This is a genomic window from Sphaerisporangium viridialbum (assembly GCF_049674955.1).
GTDB lineage: Bacteria > Actinomycetota > Actinomycetes > Streptosporangiales > Streptosporangiaceae > Sphaerisporangium > Sphaerisporangium viridialbum.
In genome coordinates this window covers 1,871,079-1,887,720 of sequence record NZ_CP187232.1, presented here as the reverse complement: position 1 = coordinate 1,887,720, position 16,642 = coordinate 1,871,079, and the positions used below count along the sequence as shown (strand labels likewise).

13 protein-coding genes are annotated in these 16,642 nt (G+C 71.5%); 6 read left to right on the top strand and 7 right to left on the bottom strand.

Features of this window, described 5'->3' with window-relative positions; translation table 11 throughout:
• Positions 1-112 precede the first annotated feature (112 nt).
• A complete protein-coding gene (locus tag ACOZ38_RS08435; RefSeq protein WP_424529539.1) occupies positions 113-790 on the top strand; it encodes a uracil-DNA glycosylase in 678 nt (225 codons plus the stop codon).
• 81 nt (positions 791-871) lie between these two features.
• Here ACOZ38_RS08435 and pgm read toward each other — a convergent pair whose 3' ends face one another.
• A complete protein-coding gene (gene pgm / locus ACOZ38_RS08430) occupies positions 872-2,527 on the bottom strand; it encodes a phosphoglucomutase (alpha-D-glucose-1,6-bisphosphate-dependent) (protein ID WP_424529538.1) in 1,656 nt (551 codons plus the stop codon).
• 278 nt (positions 2,528-2,805) lie between these two features.
• Between pgm and ACOZ38_RS08425 the strand changes: the two genes are divergently transcribed.
• Entirely contained in the window at positions 2,806-3,576 is a 771-nt protein-coding gene (locus tag ACOZ38_RS08425) for an SAM-dependent methyltransferase (protein WP_424529537.1), read from the top strand.
• Here the strand turns inward: ACOZ38_RS08425 and ACOZ38_RS08420 are convergent.
• A complete protein-coding gene (locus tag ACOZ38_RS08420; RefSeq protein ID WP_424529536.1) occupies positions 3,519-4,478 on the bottom strand; it encodes a winged helix-turn-helix transcriptional regulator in 960 nt (319 codons plus the stop codon). The two genes, ACOZ38_RS08425 and ACOZ38_RS08420, sit on opposite strands and share 58 nt — an antisense overlap.
• A gap of 38 nt (positions 4,479-4,516) precedes the next feature.
• Here ACOZ38_RS08420 and ACOZ38_RS08415 point away from each other — a divergent pair, with 38 nt between their 5' ends.
• Together ACOZ38_RS08415 and ACOZ38_RS08410 are read left to right on the top strand one after the other, a co-directional pair.
• On the top strand, positions 4,517-5,359 hold the full coding sequence (locus tag ACOZ38_RS08415; RefSeq protein ID WP_424529535.1) for an ABC transporter permease: 843 nt from the start codon (positions 4,517-4,519) through the stop codon (positions 5,357-5,359).
• Between the two features lie 2 nt (positions 5,360-5,361).
• On the top strand, positions 5,362-6,327 hold the full coding sequence (locus ACOZ38_RS08410; RefSeq protein WP_424529534.1) for an ABC transporter ATP-binding protein: 966 nt from the start codon (positions 5,362-5,364) through the stop codon (positions 6,325-6,327).
• Positions 6,328-6,735: 408 nt separating this feature from the next.
• On the opposite strand, the gene ACOZ38_RS08405 is transcribed toward ACOZ38_RS08410, so the two are convergent.
• Positions 6,736-7,038: an MTH1187 family thiamine-binding protein gene (locus tag ACOZ38_RS08405; protein ID WP_405145177.1), complete on the bottom strand. Its 303-nt coding sequence runs from the start codon at positions 7,036-7,038 to the stop codon at positions 6,736-6,738.
• Positions 7,035-8,330 (bottom strand): cryptochrome/photolyase family protein, encoded by a 1,296-nt coding sequence (locus ACOZ38_RS08400; protein ID WP_424529533.1) that lies wholly within the window; start codon positions 8,328-8,330, stop codon positions 7,035-7,037. The genes ACOZ38_RS08405 and ACOZ38_RS08400 overlap by 4 nt, the downstream gene beginning before the upstream one ends.
• Positions 8,331-8,527: 197 nt before the next feature.
• Here ACOZ38_RS08400 and ACOZ38_RS08395 point away from each other — a divergent pair, with 197 nt between their 5' ends.
• Both ACOZ38_RS08395 and ACOZ38_RS08390 read left to right on the top strand, forming a co-directional pair.
• Entirely contained in the window at positions 8,528-9,535 is a 1,008-nt protein-coding gene (locus tag ACOZ38_RS08395; RefSeq protein WP_424529532.1) for a MerR family transcriptional regulator, read from the top strand.
• A gap of 146 nt (positions 9,536-9,681) precedes the next feature.
• Positions 9,682-10,206, top strand: a complete 525-nt coding sequence (locus ACOZ38_RS08390) for an RNA polymerase sigma factor (RefSeq protein ID WP_405145174.1) — start codon at positions 9,682-9,684, stop codon at positions 10,204-10,206.
• A 69-nt stretch (positions 10,207-10,275) separates the two neighbouring features.
• Here the strand turns inward: ACOZ38_RS08390 and treZ are convergent, their stop codons facing one another.
• The 3 genes from treZ to glgX are packed head-to-tail and all read right to left on the bottom strand — an operon-like array spanning position 10,276 to position 16,485.
• Positions 10,276-12,054, bottom strand: a complete 1,779-nt coding sequence (gene treZ, locus ACOZ38_RS08385; protein ID WP_424536969.1) for a malto-oligosyltrehalose trehalohydrolase — start codon at positions 12,052-12,054, stop codon at positions 10,276-10,278.
• A 12-nt stretch (positions 12,055-12,066) separates the two neighbouring features.
• On the bottom strand, positions 12,067-14,337 hold the full coding sequence (treY, locus tag ACOZ38_RS08380; RefSeq protein ID WP_424529531.1) for a malto-oligosyltrehalose synthase: 2,271 nt from the start codon (positions 14,335-14,337) through the stop codon (positions 12,067-12,069).
• A gap of 42 nt (positions 14,338-14,379) precedes the next feature.
• Entirely contained in the window at positions 14,380-16,485 is a 2,106-nt protein-coding gene (gene glgX, locus ACOZ38_RS08375) for a glycogen debranching protein GlgX (protein ID WP_424529530.1), read from the bottom strand.
• Positions 16,486-16,642 lie beyond the last annotated feature (157 nt).

Here is a 16,642-nt window from a genome sequence, read left to right as displayed (position 1 = left end):
CCCGGGTGCCTGTCTCTCGGGGGCAGGCGGGCGCCCGGGAGCCCGCTCCGCCGGGCGCGGGGCTTGGCCGGTTCCCGTCCGCCGTGCTCGGCGGCGCGGCTAAGATCCGGACATGACCGGTCGTCCATTGAACGAAGTCGTCGAATCCGGGTGGGCAACCGCCCTGGAGCCCGTCGCCGAGCGCATCGCCGCGCTCGGCGACTTCCTCCGGCAGGAGATCGCCGAGGGCAGGCAGTACCTCCCCGCGGGGGCCAACGTGCTGAGGGCGTTCCAGCAGCCCCTCGACCAGGTGCGCGTGCTCATCGTCGGGCAGGATCCCTACCCCACGCCCGGCCACCCCGTCGGCCTGAGCTTCTCCGTCGCCCCGGACGTGCGCCCGCTGCCCGGCAGCCTGGTCAACATCTTCAAGGAGTACTCCGCCGACCTCGGCTACCCCCCGCCGGGCAACGGCGACCTCACCCCGTGGACCGAGCAGGGCGTGCTGCTGCTCAACAGGGTGCTCACCGTGGCCCCCGGCAAGCCCGCCTCCCATCGCGGCAAGGGCTGGGAGGAGGTCACCGAGCAGGCCATCCACGCGCTCGTCGCCCGGGGCGGCCCGCTCGTCGCCATCCTCTGGGGGCGCGACGCCCGGTCGCTCAAGCCGATGCTCGGACAGGTGCCGTGCATCGAGTCCGCGCACCCGAGCCCGCTTTCGGCGCGCAACGGCTTCTTCGGCACCCACCCGTTCAGCCGGGCGAACCAGCTCCTCGAGAAGCAGGGCGCGGGCCCCATCGAGTGGAAGCTCCCCTGATCCGTACCCCCCGCGCTCGCTCACCGCGGTGAGCGAGCGCGTCGTCCGGGCGGCGCGGGCCCTGCCCGGCGCGCGGCCCGCCTAGGCCGGGCCGCCGGCCCGCCGGAGCGTCGCGCCGACCAGGGCGCGCGCCTCCTCCTGCACCTGGGCCAGGTGCTCCGGCCCCTTGAACGACTCCGCGTAGATCTTGTACACGTCCTCCGTGCCGGACGGGCGGGCCGCGAACCAGGCGTTCTCCGTGGAGACCTTGATCCCGCCGAGCGGGGCGCCGTTCCCCGGCGCGGAGTTCTGGACCGCGCTCACCGGCTCCCCGGCGAGCGTTCCCGCCGTGACGTCCCCGGCCGACAGCCGCGCGAGCGCCGCCTTCTCCTCCCGCGTGGCGGGGGCGTCGACGCGGGCGTACGCCGGCTCGCCGAACCTGTCCACCAGCCCGGCGTAGTGCTCGCTGGGCGACTTTCCGGTCACCGCGACGATCTCCGACGCCAGCAGGGCCAGGATGATGCCGTCCTTGTCGGTGGTCCAGATCGACCCGTCGCGGCGGAGGAACGAGGCGCCCGCGCTCTCCTCGCCGCCGAAGCCCAGTGACCCGTCGAGCAGGCCGCCGACGAACCACTTGAACCCGACGGGCACCTCGTACAGCTCGCGGCCGAGGTCGGCGACCACCCGGTCGATCATGCCGCTGCTGACCATGGTCTTGCCGACGCGGGCGCCGTCCGGCCACCCGGGGCGGTGGCTCCACAGGTAGGAGATCGCGACGGCCAGGTAGTGGTTGGGGTTCATCAGCCCGGCGTCCGGGGTCACGATGCCGTGCCTGTCGGCGTCCGCGTCGTTGCCGGTGGACACCTGGAAGGCCGACCGGTTCGCGATGAGGGAGGCCATGGCGTACGGGGAGGAGCAGTCCATGCGGATCTTGCCGTCCCAGTCGAGCGTCATGAACCGCCAGGTGGGGTCCACCTGGGGGTTCACCACGGTGAGGTCCAGCCCGTGCCGCTCGGCGATCTCCCCCCAGTACGCCACGCTCGCGCCGCCCAGCGGATCGGCTCCGATGCGCACCGAGGCGCCGCGGATCGCCGCCACGTCGATCACCGAGGGCAGGTCGTCCACGTACGAGCCGAGGAAGTCGTACCGGCCGGTGGTCTCGGCCGTCACCGCACGCTCGTACGGGATGCGCAGGACCTCCTTCAGCCCCCCGGCGATCAGCGCGTTGGCGCGGTCCTGGATCCAGGAGGTGGCGTCGGTCTCGGCCGGGCCGCCGTTCGGCGGGTTGTACTTGTACCCGCCGTCGCCCGGCGGGTTGTGCGAGGGGGTCACCACGACGCCGTCCGCGAGGCCGGTGGCGCGTCCGCGGTTGTGGGCGAGGATGGCGTGCGACACCGCCGGGGTGGGCGTGTAGCCGTCCCGGCTGTCGATCAGCACGGTGACGCCGTTGGCGGCGAAGACCTCCAGCGCGGTGACGCGCGCGGGCTCCGACAGCGCGTGCGTGTCCACTCCGAGGAACAGCGGCCCGTCGACGCCCTGCTGAGCCCGGTACTCGCAGACGGCCTGGCTGGTGGCGAGGATGTGCTCCTCGTTGAACGCGGTGACGAGGGACGATCCCCGATGGCCGGAGGTCCCGAAGGAGACGCGCTGTTCCGGGCGGCCCGGGTCGGGGTGCAGGGCGTAGTACGCCGTCACGAGACGGGGCACATCCACCAGATCGGACGCCTGCGCCGGCTTCCCAGCGCGCTCGTGCACCATGAGAACTCCTCGTCACGCTCGTTCAGGTCAGATGGGCACTACCCCCGCGACATCCGGTTCATACGGATATCAAACCTCCCGAGGGGGCGCCACGGCCGATGGTACTCAGCCCTTCCGATCGCGAGCCGTCGTGTCCACGTACTCCTGGTGTCCGGAGCCATACGTTCCGAGCATTTGGGCCGATTTGGAAGGACTCTTTCCGGTACGCTCGAAGGTGCTGGACCACACGCATCCGGGGGGCCCGTGCGGACGGCGTCGGCGCGAGTCTGGAGGACGCGGTGATCGGTGAGGCCCCGGGCGGTGTCGACGTCCACACGGCGAACGCGGCCCGCATCTACGACTACATGCTCGGCGGCAAGGACAACTTCGCCGCGGACCGTGAGGCGGCCGAGCAGATCGTCAAGGTGTTCCCCGAGTCCCGCGACGGCGTCCGGCGCAACCGCGAGTTCCTCGGCAAGGTCGTCCGCTACCTGGCCGCCGAGGTCGGCATCCGCCAGTTCGTCGACATCGGCGCGGGCCTGCCCACCGCGAACAACGTCCACCAGGTGGCCCACTCCGTGGCTCCCGACGCCCGCACGGTGTACGTCGACAACGACCCGGTGGTGTGCGTGCACGGCCGGGCGCTGCTCGCGAAGACCGCCACCGTCGCCATGGTCAACGGCGACGTCCGCAAGCCGGAGGACATCCACGCGAAGGTCGCCCAGACCGGGCTCGTCGACTGGAGCAGGCCGGTCGGCCTGCTGATGGTGGCCGTGCTCCACTTCGTGGACGAGCCGCACGAGCACGTGGCCAGGCTGCGCGAGATGGTCGCGCCGGGCAGCTACCTGGGGATCACGCACCTCACCGTGACCGGCGAGCGCGGCGGCGACACCGAGCGGCTGCGCCAGATCTACTCCCGGGCGAACACGCCCGTGACGCCCCGGCCCGCCGAGGAGATCGCCCGCCTCTTCGGCGACTTCGAACCCGTGCCCAGCACCCTGTTCATCCCGCCCTACCTGGTCGAACGCTTTGGTTCCCTCGGCTCGGGCGGCGTGGCCCGCAAGCCCTGACCGGCGGCGACCTTCGCGGCCGCCTCCCGCGCCTCGGCGACGGCGGCCGGGATGTCGAGCACCGGGTAGATCACGTGACGGATCACCCGTGCGGGATCCACGACCAGGATCAGGCGCTTGAGTCTGAGCGCCTGGCCCGCCCGGAACGTGGGCAGCCTTAGCGCCGCCGCCATGCGCAGGTCCATGTCCGAGAGCAGCGGAAACGTGATGCCCTCCGCCGTCGCGAAGGCGGCCTGCTCGTCGGGGCGCTGGGTGCTGACGCCGTGGATCGCGACGCCTTCGGCGGCGAAGCCGGGGGCGGCGTCACGGAACAGCCGGTTCTCCAGGGTGCAGCCGACCGCGCCCGGCACCTGCCCCCAGTAGGGGGGCAGCGGCGCGGGAATCCCCGTCGCCGGGTAGGTGAACAGCACGGTCGCCCGAGAGCTCCCCACCACGTCCATGGGCGAGCCGGTCACGGCGTCACCGCCCGCGGGGCCTGCCGAGGGCAGGACGAGCGGGTCGGGGATCTCCATCCCTCGCAGGGCCTGGACCCGCCCTGCCTCGGCGCTCTCAGGGGCCGCGCTTCCGGTGAGCGAGCCGTCGGCCAGCAGCCACCGGTCGGCCCAGTCCTGCATGGAGATCAGCACGGGCGCGAGCGCCCATCCGGTCTCGGTGAGCACGTACTCGTGCCGTACGGGCCCCGTCTGGTACGGCTGCCGCCTGAGGACGTCATGCTCGACCAGGTGCCCGAGCCGCTCGGTGAGCACCTTACGCGAGATGCCCAGCTCGGCGAGCAGCTCCTCGAAGCGGTGGTGGCCGCGCGTGACCTCGCGCACGACGAGCAGGCTCCACCAGTCGCCGATGACGGCCGCGGCCTGCGCGATCGCGCACTGGAGGTCCCGCTCGCGAAGTTCCCGTGCCATGGGCTCACTTTACGCTCGTGTCCGTCTCTGATAGAAACTTGTCAGTCCCTAAAGGAGACTTACATGCTCACCCCCACACTTTCCGTGAACGTCGCCTGGTCGACCTTCCACAGGCCTGGTCGGTCACCCGGCGCGCCTACCCCTGGTCGTACTTCGTCGGCACCCTGATGCTCGGCGTCTTCACCGTCGGCCTGGCGTACCTCGGGCTCGCGGCCATCGGCGGGGGCCGGGTGGCGGGTGACTTCGTCGCCGCGACCGGGTCGGCGGACTACCTCGGCTACATCACCGTCGGCGCGGCGGCGTTCATGTTCACCACCCACGGCATCCTGTGGGTCGCCAAGGCGCTCATCCAGGAGCAGCGGGAGGGCACGCTCGGGGCGCTGCTCGTCGCGCCCGCGAGCCGCCTGCCCTACCTGCTGGGGTTCGCCGCGTTCGCCTTCACCGCCATCGCCCTGGAGGTCGCGGTCCTGCTCGTGTGCGCCTACGCCCTCGGGGTACGTCCGGCGGCTTCCGGCGCGGCGGAAGCCGTGGCGGCCGTCCTCGCCCTGGGCATGGCGGTGTTCGGGATGTCGACGGTGCTGAGCGCCCTCATGATCACGGCAGGCGAGGCCCACATCACGCAGAACACCGTGTTCCTCGCCATCGCCCTGCTGTCGGGGTTCACCTTTCCCCGCCAGTACCTGCCCGGCGTCTTCCAGTGGCTCGGCGAGCTGGTGCCCACGACGGCGGCCATGGACGTCATCAGGGGGGTCTTCACCACGGGCGGCGGCCTCGTACCCTGCCGGCTGGCCGTCGCCCTCGGCCTCGGCCTGATCTACACCGTCGCGGGCCTGTTGTGGCTGCCCCGCGCCGAACGGCACGCGATGGAGAGGAGCTACTGACGATGATCAGGACAGCGGGGCTGCGCAAGGAATTCCGCGCCGGCCGCGCCACCAAGGTGGCGGTGGACGGACTCACGCTGGAGATCCCGCCCGGGCGGGTGACGGGCCTGCTCGGCCTGAACGGCGCGGGCAAGACCACCACGATCAAAATCCTGGCCACGCTGCTGCGCCAGACCGGCGGCACCGTGCGGGTGGACGGCCTCGACCCGCTGAAGGACCCGAACGCCGTGCGCAGGAGGATCAACCTCATCGCGGGCGGCGAGCGCATGGTCTACGCCCGGATGACCGGCCGGGAGAACCTCTGGTACTTCGGCCAGCTCTACGACGTCCCGCGTACCGCGCTCGACGCCCGCATCGCCGAGCTCCTCGCCCTGGTCGGCCTGACCGGCGCGGCGGACACGATGGTGGAGCGCTACTCGCGAGGCATGGCCCAGCGGCTGTCCATCGCCCGGGGGCTGATCAACGATCCGGCCTACCTGCTGCTCGACGAGCCCACCCTCGGCCTGGACGCGCCGATCGCCCGTGACCTGCGGCGCGTGGTCGCCCGGCTCGCCGCGGAGGGCAAGGGCGTCCTGCTCACCTCCCACTACCTGGCCGAGGTGGAGGAGCTGTGCGAGCACGTGTACGTGATCGGCGACGGCAGGCACCTCACCTCGGGAAGCCCGGCCGAGCTGACGGCCCAGACCGGCTGCCACCGCACCGTACGGGTCACGGTCTCCGACCCGTCGCCGGAGGTGGAGAGCGCCGTCAGGTCCTTCGCCGACCGGCTCGGCGCGGTCGCCGGGCTGGAACGGGCCGAGGACGGGGCCCTGGTCGTCTCCTTCAGCCATCCCGGCGACATCGCCGGTCCGCTCACCATGGCCATCGTCGGCGCGGGCGGCACCCTGGGCGGTCTGGAGGTCGCCGACCCCTCACTGGAGGACGCGATCCTCGCCCTCAACGACGCCGCCGGGCTGGTCACCGCGTGAGGTCGCCGAAGCCGCACGAAGTCCTGCTGTACGGCATGCACCGCGAAGGCGTGAACCGGCCCGGCCGGGTGCCCCCGCCTCCTGACCTGCCGGCGAATGGCGGCTCCACGCAGCGCGTCTCAAGGAAGGACGGGGCCATGCGGCACGCGCCAAGGTGTTCAGGGCTGAGGCGCTCAAGCAGCACCGCCGGGTCTTCGGCAGCAAGCTGGTCGTCTTCTCGATGCTGCTCTGGCCGCTGATGCAGCTCGCGGCGACGTACTACACCGTGCGCCCGCTCGCCGCCACACCGGGCATCGCCGAACGCTGGCCGCTGGCGGCCGACCCCCAGCGCCTGCTGGCGTTCCTGGCCACCGGCGCGCTCGGGTTCACGTTATTTTCTGACGACGGCGGCTCTTCCGTCGGCGGGGGTCAGGGCTGGGGGTTGGCGAGGTGGCGTTCGAGGGACTCGACCTTGGAGGTCATGGCGTCGTCCACGCCCTCGCGCAGGTCGGCCTTGAGCACCAGGCTGACGCGGGGGGCGACCTCGGCGACGGCCTCGACGGCGCGCTTCACGACGTCCATGACCTCGTCCCACCCGCCCTCTACCGTGGTGAACATGGCGTCGGTGCTGTTCGGCAGGCCGCTCTCGCGGACCACGCGGACCGCTCTTGCCACGGGCTCGGCCACGGCCTCGCCCACGCCGAGCGGGGTGACGGAGAATGCGACGATCATCTGTCCATTGTCCACGAGGGGACGAGCGGGGGTGGATAGCCCGGCACCCTCGGCGAGGCCTTCCACGGCTCGTGGATCAGCGGGGCCGGCAGCCCGGCCAGCTCGGGGACATACCTGCGCACGTACGCGCCGTCCGCGTCGAACCTGTGCGCCTGGCGCAGGGGGTTGAGCACGCGGTTCGGCCTGGTGTCGTTGCCCGTGCCCGCGACCCACTGCCAGTTGCCCCAGTTGTTCGGGATGTCCCCGTCCAGCAGCAACTCGGCGAAGTGCTCCCCGCCCACCCGCCAGTGGATCGTCAGCCGCTTGGTCAGGAAGGAGCCGACGATCATGCGGGCGCGGTTGTGCATCCAGCCCTCGGCGAGGAGCTGGCGCATCCCGGCGTCCACGATCGGCACTCCGGTCATGCCCTCCCGCCAGGCCTGGGCGGCGTCCTCGTCGTCGTTCCAGTCGGTCCTCCTCGGCCGGTAGTCGCGTCGCGGCAGGTCGGGGAAGGCCAGCGCGACCTGATAGTAGAAGTCGCGCCAGCAGAGCTGCCTGACGAAGTCGTCGGCGCCGACGTGGTCCATGGCCCGGGCGGCCACCTCGGACGGCGACACGCAGCCGAACCGGAGATACGGGCTCAGCATGGAGGTCTGGTCCTCCGCCAGCGTGTCGTGCCCCTCGGCGTAGTCGGCCAGGCAGAGCTTCAGCCACAGGTCCAGGCGCCGCCGGGCCGCGGTCTCGCCGCCGCGCAGGTTCCCGTACGGCTTGCGCGGCCGCACGGGCAGCTCCCCCGGTTCGATGCCGTCGGGCAGCGGGACCAGCTTCGGCGGCCCGAGCACCGGCCGGTGACGCGCGCTCGACCAGGCCCGCCAGTAAGGGGTGAAGACGCGGTAGTGATCCCCACCGGCGGGCACCAGCTCGCCGGACGGCACGACGGTCACGCCAGGAAACAGCCGGAAGTCCAGCCGGTGGGCCTCGCACTCCTTCGCGAGGCGCCGCTCGCGCGCGCGGGCGTACGCGCTGACGTCCGCCGAGGCGTAGATCGCCGACGCCCGGAGCTCGGTCGCGAGCCGGACGGCCTCGGCCACGGGGTCGCCCCGGCGGACCACCAGGTCGCCTCCGAGATCGCGGAGTGACGACCTCAGGTCCGCGAGGGCCTCGGCCAGGAAGCCCTGGCGGTGGTGTCCGCGTATCGCGGTGTCCAGGACGAACAGGGGGACGACCGAGCGTGCGCGGGCGCACGCCTCGGCCAGCGCCGGGTGGTCGTGCACCCGCAGATCCCTGGTGAGCAGCACGATGACGGTGTCCACACCTAGGTCTTCGAAGGTCGCGGGCGAGCGGTTGCGTCCGGCGGCGGGTGGCTTGCGAAGAAATCAGCGAGAGGGGAAGCGCGGCCGGACGTACGAGCCGAGGTTTGATCGTCCGGGGCGGTCCTGGCGGGTGCCGTCACCTGGCAGGCTGTTACCTCGACGGGCGGGCTCGCGAGCAGGGGCCGGAGCAGAGCGAGATGGACGAGCGCACAGGTGAGATGACCGGCGAGCCGGTCGACGAGGGGCCGAGTTACGGCATCGGCGCCGTCGCCCGGCGGCTCGGCGTGCCCGCTCCCACCCTGCGCACCTGGAACCTCCGCTACGGCATCGGGCCGAGCCACCGCAGCCCCGGCGGGCACCGGCGCTACGACGCGGCCGACCTGCTGCGCCTTGAGGAGATGAACCGCCTGATCAGGGCCGGGCTGCCGCCCGCCGAGGCCGCCCAGGCGGCCTTGAGGCCGCGGGCCGAGGCCACGGAGGTGACGGTCTCGGGGCGGGCGAGGCCGGAGGAGCCTGGAGGGCCCGCCGAGGCGCCGGTCCTCGCGCGATTTTCGCAAAGAGTGGACCAGGCGGCGCCCGAGACGGGCGCCGGGCGGGTTCCGAGCGCCGCGGTCCTCGCCAGGGCGGCGCTGAACCTCGACGGTGACGCCGTGGTCACCGGCCTCACCTCGGCCCTCGATGAGCGCGGGGTCGCCTGGACGTGGGAGCGGCTGGTCCTGCCGGTCTTCGACATGATCACCAGGCGGCAGGAGGCGACGGGCTCCGGCGTCGAGATCGAGCACCTGTTCTCCGAGCGGCTGCTGAGCGCGCTGAGCGAGCGCACCGGCAGGCCCGCCCGTCCCTCGCATCCCCGCGTCGTCCTGCTGGCCTGCGCGGAGGACGAGCAGCACAGCCTGCCGGTGTACGCGCTCGCCGCGACGCTGACCACGACCGAGGGCCTTGAGACGCGCGTCCTCGGTCCGCGCACGCCCCACGCCGCGCTGGCGGACGCCATGCGCCGCCTCGGGCCGCTGGTGGTCTTCGTCTGGTCGCAGCTCGACGCCACGGGCGATCCCGCGCCGCTCCGGGCGCTGCCGGCGCTCCGGCCGGCGAGCCGGATCATCGTGGGCGGCCCCGGCTGGTGGGACGAACGCCTTCCCGCCGGGGTAGGCCGGGTGACCTCCCTTCAGGACGCCGTGGCCCAGGTACGCGCCACGCTTCGCTAGATCCTTACCCCCTGCCGCCGGCTCCGTTCGCCGATCGTTCTTGACCCGGCCCGGCCCTCGTTTTGGACGTCCTTGGGTTGCACTGTGCCCGCTCACCGGGCTATGAATAGGTTTTGAGTAAGTTTTCCAGCCCCGAGGAGGGTCCAATGACGGGCACACTGGGCATCCGTCTGGCGAGCGGTGACGACACCGCCCTCGCGGAGTGCTACCGGACGTACGGGTCACTGGTCGCGGCCTACCTGCGCAGGCTCGTCCCCGCGCAGGACATCGAGGACGTACGGCAGGTGGTCTTCTCAGAGGTGTGGCGCTCGCGGCACCGCTACGATCCGAGCCGGAGCCTTCCGGCCTGGCTGCTCGGCATCACCCGCAAGCGCGCCATCGACCACCTGCGGGTGCGGGTGCTCACGACCGTCCCGCTGGACAGCGTGTCGGAGCCCAGGGGCGGCGACGGCCGCGATCTGGCCGACGTGCTCGGCAGGCGTGACCAGGTCCAGCGGGCGCTGGCGGTGCTGCCCGAGCCGCAGCGCGAGGCGATCGAGCTCGCCTACTACGGCGAGCTCACCCAGCGGGAGATCGCCGAGCGGCTCGACGTGCCGCTCGGCACCGTGAAGGCCCGTACCGCACGCGGCCTGCACCGCCTGTCGACGATGCTGTCCCCGATCGCGGCGTGAACGGCGTCAAAGGCGTGTGAGCCGGGAACGGCGTGAGCGCGCGGGCTCACGCCGTATGGTCCGTGACGGTCAGGCCGGCCGGACCACGGCCAGGGAGTGCGGCGGCAGGGACAGGCCGTCGCCGGTGAGCGCGACCTTCGGGTCGGAGGCGATCAGCACCGTGCCCGGCGCGAGCTCCACGGTCACCGGCAAGTTGCCGAGGTTGGCGGCCACGCGGAACGAGCCCCGGTGGACGACGATCCAGCGGTCCTCCTCGCCGAAGTCGACGGACACGCGGTCGAGCCGGGGGTCGGCGAGGTCGGGGATGGTCTTCCTGAGCCTGATCAGGTCGCGGTACCAGCCGAGCAGTTCCTCGTGGACCGGCGACGACAGCTCGCTCCAGTCGAGCTTCGAGCGGTGGAACGTCGCCTCGTCCTGCGGGTCGGGGGCCGTCGTACCCCAGTCGTCGTAGCCGAAGCCGACGAACTCCCGCTCCCTGCGCTCGCTCTCGCCCTGCGCGAGGTGCGGCTCCACGTGGTCGGTGAAGAACAGGAACGGCGTGCTCGCCCCCCACTCCTCTCCCATGAACAGCATCGGGGTGAACGGCGAGGTCAGCAGCAGGCCGGCCCCGACCTTGAGCGCCTCGGGCGAGAGCCGGTCGCCCATCGCCCGGTTGCCGATCTGGTCGTGGTTCTGCAGCGAGCACACGAAGCGGTAGCCGGGGACGCGGTGCCGGTCGACCGGGCGTCCGTGCGTGCGCCCCCGGAACGTGGAGAACGTGCCGTCGTGCAGGTAGGCCGAGGTGAGGACCTTGGCGAGCACCTCCATCGGCCCGAAGTCGCAGTAGTACCCGTGCCGCTCGCCGGTCAGGGCGGAGTGCAGGGCGTGGTGCACGTCGTCGTCCCAGGTGCCGGCCAGGCCGTAGCCCCCGGCCTCGCGCGGGGTGATCAGCCGGGGGTCGTTCATGTCGGACTCGGCGATCAGCGTCAGCGGCCGGCCGAGCGCGGCCGACAGCGCGTCCGTCTCCTCCGCCAGCTCCTCCAGGAAGTGCAGGGCCCGCTTGTCGTGCAGGGCGTGCACGGCGTCCAGGCGCAGCCCGTCGACGTGGTAGTCGCGCAGCCACTGCATGGCGTTGCCGATGAAGTAGCGGCGCACCTCGTCGGAGAGCTTGCCGTCCAGGTTGACCGCCTGCCCCCAGAACGAGGACGCGGACTCGTGGAGGTAGGGACCGAACTGGGCGAGGAAGTTGCCGGACGGTCCGAGGTGGTTGTAGACCACGTCCAGCAGCACGCCGATGCCCGCACGATGGCAGGCGTCCACGAACCGCTTGAGCCCGTCGGGCCCGCCGTACTCCTCGTGCACCGCGTAGAGGTCGACCCCGTCGTACCCCCAGTTGTGGCGGCCCGGCACCGGCGGCACGGGGAGCAGCTCCACGAAGTCGACGCCGAGCCCGGCGAGGTGGCCGAGCCTGCCCGCCGCCGCGTCGAAGGTGCCCTCCTTGGTGAACGTGCCGACGTGCAACTCGTAGATCACCGAGCCGGCCAGGTCGCGCCCGCGCCAGGCCTGGTCGCTCCAGGTGAAGCGGTCGTGCTCGTAGACCCGGCTCGGCCCGAAGACGCCGTACGGCTGCCGGCGCGTCCTCGGGTCGGGGAACGCCTCTCCGCCGTCGACGCTGAAGGCGTAGTCGGTGTCATGGGAGGCGCCGGGCACCTCCGCCGTCCACCAGCCGTCCTCCCGGTGGGCCATCTCGTGCCGGTGGGTCTTGTCGATCTCCACCTCGACACGGCCTGCCGTCGGTGCCCAGACCTCGAACATGTTCCTCCCCGCAGTGCTCCAGAACGGAGTGTCCCCGACCCACGTGGCGCCGATGACCGCCGCCCGCTATTCCCTTTCCAGCAACGCCACCGGATAACACGCGAGCAGGTGGGCGAACGGGATGCGCCCGGTGTGCCGCGTGCCGGTGAGCACGTCGCGCCACCTGCCGGGAGGCAGGGTCAGCGTCTCGGCGCCCCAGCCGCCGCGCCGCTCCAGGCCGGCCGGGAACCGCGTGGCCACCGCCACGGCCTGGTCGCCCCTGGCGAACGCGATGACATGCTCGCGCCCCGCGCCCGCCTCGTCGGCTTCGAGCGGGATGTACGGCGCGGCGGGGTCGAGCTCGGCGCGCGACCTCAGCGCCGACGTGGTGACCTGGAGCTTGGCCGCGTCCCAGCTGTCGCCGCCCGGGGCCGTGAGGAGGGACCGCCGGTAGGCGAAGTCCACCGGCCGCCGGTTGTCGGGGTCGACCAGCGAGAAGTCGGTGGTCTCGCTGCCCTGGTAGACGTCGGGGATGCCCGGCATCATCAGCTGCACGAGCTTCTGGCCGAGGGAGTTCACCCGGGCGTACTTGTCGAGCCGCTCGGTGAACGCGGCGACCGAGGGCCCGCAGACGTCGATCGCCCGCGCGGCGAAGTCGCGGACGCCCTTCTCGTACGCGGTGTCCGGCGTCATCCAGGAGATGGTGGTCTTGGCCTCTCTGGCCGCCTTGTACAGGTAGTCGCTGAAGCGCTCGACGCTGATCGGCCAGGCCGCCATGAGGTTCTGCCAGGCGAGGTAGTCGAGCTTGGGATCGAAGGAGACCTGCTCCGACCAGCCCGCCACCGCCTCCGCCCACTCGCCGGGAAGCTCGGACAGGACGGCGAGGCGGGCGCGGACGTCCTCCGAGCGCTTGGTGTCGTGCGTGGAGAGCGTGGTCATCGTGTACGGCGCCATGCCGGCGCAGAACGCGTGGAACTCCGCCGCGGAGACGCCGAAGCGGTCGGGCTCACCGCCGACCTCGTTCAGGCAGGCCAGCGGGTACCAGCGGTACAGCGCGGTGTCCTCCACGCCCTTGGCCATGACCGGACCGCAGGTCTGCTGGAAGCGGGTGACGGTCTCGGCGGGGCCGGACAGGACCAGCTCGGCCGCCCTGGCCACCGCGTCGGGATCGGCGTGCCGGGCCGCCTCCGCGGCGGCCGCGCGGATCAGCCTCAGGGTCTCGGCCGGAGGCTCCTCGCCGGGGACCGTGTAGGCCCGGTAGACCGGCATCGCCGCGAGCAGCTCGACCATGGCCTCGCGCAGCTCGGGCACGTCCCGGGTGAGCCGGTCGACCTCGCCGCCGAAGAACTGCGCCAAGACCTGCTTTTTCGCCTCATAACGCACGATGTCGTAATCGGCGGGGAAAGCGGTGTGCTGGAGGAACGTGCCGACCAGCGGCCCGGCACCCGCCGGATCGACGAACAGCCGGGTGACCATGTTGAGCGCGTCGTACCCGGTCGTGCCGTCGCACGCCCAGTCGTCCGGCAGCCGCTCGTCGTCGATGAGGATCTTCTCCGCGACCGTCCACACCGGGGCCAGCTCGCGCAGCCGGGCCAGGTAGGCGCGCGGATCGGCCAGCCCGTCGGGATGGTCGACCCGCAGCCCGGTGATGACCCCCTCCGCCACCAGCGACAGGATCACCCGGTGGGTGGCGTCGAAGACCTCGGCGTCCTCGACGCGGAGCCCGATGAGGGACGACACGTCGAAGAACCGCCGGTAGCCGGGGCTCTCACGCCACGGCACCAGCCGGTAGAACTGGTCGTCCAGCCGCCCGCCGCTGCCCTGCCGTACGGGGAACTCGTGGTCGTAGTAGCGCAGCACGTCACCGTCGGCCACCACCTCGGCCTCGACGTCGGTGTCGCCGCCGAGCACGGGCATCGCGACCTTGCCGCCGGACCAGTCGAGGTCGAACCACCGCGCCGAGGGCGACTCGGGGCCGTCCTTCAGGACCTCCCAGAGCCGGGCGTTGGCCGACTCGGGGACGGGCACGGTCATGTGGTTCGGCACGATGTCGGCGATCAGGGGGAGTCCCCTGGCCGCGAGCTCGCGCAGGCCCGCGATGCCGCCGAGCTCCTCCCTGACCCTCGAGTGGTCGGTCACGTCGTAGCCGTGGAGCGAGGCCGGCACCGCCTGCAGGATCGGCGAGAGGTAGAGGTGGCTCACCCCCAGCTCGGCGAGGTAGCCGACCAGGCCGGCCGCCTCCCCGAACCCGAAGTCCGGGGTGAGCTGCAGCCGGTAGGTCGCCGTGGGCTTCGCGGGAGCCGTGGGTTCGGCCGCCACGGCCCCCACGGACGCCGCGGGCTTCGCGGATTCGGTCACGTCGTGTCCTCCGAATGTCAGAAGGGCATGCCCTGGAGCCGCTCAGGCACGGCGTAGCACCCGGACAGACCTACCCGCGACGGGCACCTCCTCACCCGCCCGGTACAGCTTGGAGTCGATCGTGATCGGCACCGCGGTGTCGATCTCGGGCACCCACACCTCGCCGAAGTCCTTCGGGATGGTGAACCGGATGATGTCGTGGTGGGCGTTGAACATCAGCAGGAACGAGTCGTCGACGACGCGGCGTCCCCGCCGGTCGGGCTCGGTGATGGCCTCGCCGTTGAGGAAGACGCAGAGCGACCTGGCGTAGCCGTTGTGCCAGTCGGCGTCGGCCATCTCCTGGCCGGACGGGGTGAGCCAGGCGATGTCGGTCAGCTCGTCGCCCGAGCCTCGCACCGCGCGCCCGAAGAAGAACCTCCTGCGCCGGAACACCGGGTGGTCGCGGCGGAGCCTGGCGAGCCGCTGGGTGAACTCCAGGAGCAGCCAGTTCTCGCGGACGTCCGACCAGTCGACCCAGCTGATCTCGTTGTCCTGGCAGTAGGCGTTGTTGTTGCCATCCTGCGTGCGGCCCAGCTCGTCGCCGTGGGAGAGCATCGGCACGCCCTGCGACAGGAACAGCGTGGCCAGGAAGTTGCGCTTCTGCTGCTCGCGCAACGCCTCGATCGCGCCGCCGGCCGGGCCCTCCTCGCCGCAGTTCCACGACCGGTTGTCGTCCGTGCCGTCGCGGTTGCCCTCGCCGTTCGCCTCGTTGTGCTTGTTGTTGTACGACACGAGGTCGCGCAGCGTGAAGCCGTCGTGGCAGGTGACGAAGTTGATCGACGCGGCGGGACGGCGGCTGTCGTCCTGGTAGAGGTCGCTGGATCCGGTGAGGCGCGAGGCGAACTCCGGCAGCGCGGCGGGTTCGCCCCGCCACATGTCGCGGATCGTGTCGCGGTAGCGGCCGTTCCACTCGGTCCACCTGGGCGGGAAGTTGCCCACCTGGTAGCCGCCCGGCCCGACGTCCCACGGCTCGGCGATGAGCTTGACCTGGCTGAGCACGGGGTCCTGCTGGACGAGGTCGAAGAAGGCCGACAGCCTGTCGACCTCGTGCAGCTCCCTGGCCAGGGTCGAGGCGAGGTCGAAGCGGAACCCGTCGACGTGCATCTCGATGACCCAGTAGCGCAGCGAGTCCATGATGAGCTGGAGCGTGTGCGGCGAGCGCATCAGCAGGCTGTTGCCGGTGCCCGTCGTGTCCATGTAGTAGTGCTGGTCGTCGTCCACGAGCCGGTAGTAGGCCTCGTTGTCGATGCCGCGCATGCTGAGAGTGGGCCCGAGGTGGTTGCCCTCGGCCGTGTGGTTGTAGACGACGTCGAGGATGACCTCGATGTTCGCCTCGTGCAGGGCTTTCACCATGGCCTTGAACTCCAGCACCTGCCCGCCCCGCTCGCCCGAGCTGGAGTAGGCGTTGTGCGGCGCGAAGAAGCCGATGGTGTTGTAGCCCCAGTAGTTGGTCAGCCCGCGCTGCTCCAGCGTGTCGTCGGTGACGAACTGGTGCACCGGCATCAGCTCGACCGCCGTCACCCCGAGCCCCGTCAGGTGATCGATGATCTCGGGGTGCCCGAGCGCGGCGTAGGTGCCGCGGATGCGCTCGGGGATCCGGGGGTGCTGGATGGTCAGCCCCCGGACGTGCGCCTCGTAGATCACCGTGTCGTGGTACGGCGTCGCGGGCGGCCTGTCGTGCCCCCATCCGAAGAAGGGGTTGACCACGATGGACTTCGGCACGTACGCGGCCGAGTCGGTGTCCTCACGGCTGTCGGGGTCGCCGAAGCGGTAGCCGTAGACGGCCTGGTCCCACCGCACGCCGCCCTCGATCGCCTTGGCGTACGGGTCGAGAAGCAGCTTGTTCGGGTTGCAGCGCTGCCCGCGCGAGGGTTCGTACGGGCCGTGCACGCGGTAGCCGTACCGCTGGCCGGGCCCTATGCCCGGCAGGTATCCATGCCAGACGAACCCCTCGCACTCGGTGAGCGCGACGCGTTCCTCCTTGTGGCCGTCGTCGAAGAGGCAGAGCTCCACGCGCTCGCCGACCTCGGTATAGAGCGCGAAGTTCGTTCCCGCGCCGTCATATGTAGCCCCGAGCGGATAGGGGTCGCCGGGCCAAGTTTCGATCATGTCACCACCCGGATAGGGATTTGCCCCATGTTCCCCCGACCATGCCACTCAGCGCAGCTCGGTGAGTCAATCACTTGTCCAAGGGGGACATTGTGCGCGTCTGTGTCAAGGACCTTCTGTCACGGCGCCACTCCCCACGTACTGCCACGTGATCGTG

What these genes read in the sequence shown, in the direction of transcription:
- ACOZ38_RS08435 (WP_424529539.1), top strand. Translation starts at nt 113, where the DNA reads ATGACCGGTCGTCCATTGAACGAAGTCGTCGAATCCGGGTGGGCAACC.
- pgm (WP_424529538.1), bottom strand. Translation starts at nt 2,527, where the DNA reads ATGGTGCACGAGCGCGCTGGGAAGCCGGCGCAGGCGTCCGATCTGGTG.
- ACOZ38_RS08420 (WP_424529536.1), bottom strand. Translation starts at nt 4,478, where the DNA reads ATGGCACGGGAACTTCGCGAGCGGGACCTCCAGTGCGCGATCGCGCAG.
- ACOZ38_RS08410 (WP_424529534.1), top strand. Translation starts at nt 5,362, where the DNA reads ATGATCAGGACAGCGGGGCTGCGCAAGGAATTCCGCGCCGGCCGCGCC.
- ACOZ38_RS08405 (WP_405145177.1), bottom strand. Translation starts at nt 7,038, where the DNA reads ATGATCGTCGCATTCTCCGTCACCCCGCTCGGCGTGGGCGAGGCCGTG.
- ACOZ38_RS08395 (WP_424529532.1), top strand. Translation starts at nt 8,528, where the DNA reads ATGGACGAGCGCACAGGTGAGATGACCGGCGAGCCGGTCGACGAGGGG.
- ACOZ38_RS08390 (WP_405145174.1), top strand. Translation starts at nt 9,682, where the DNA reads ATGACGGGCACACTGGGCATCCGTCTGGCGAGCGGTGACGACACCGCC.
- glgX (WP_424529530.1), bottom strand. Translation starts at nt 16,485, where the DNA reads ATGATCGAAACTTGGCCCGGCGACCCCTATCCGCTCGGGGCTACATAT.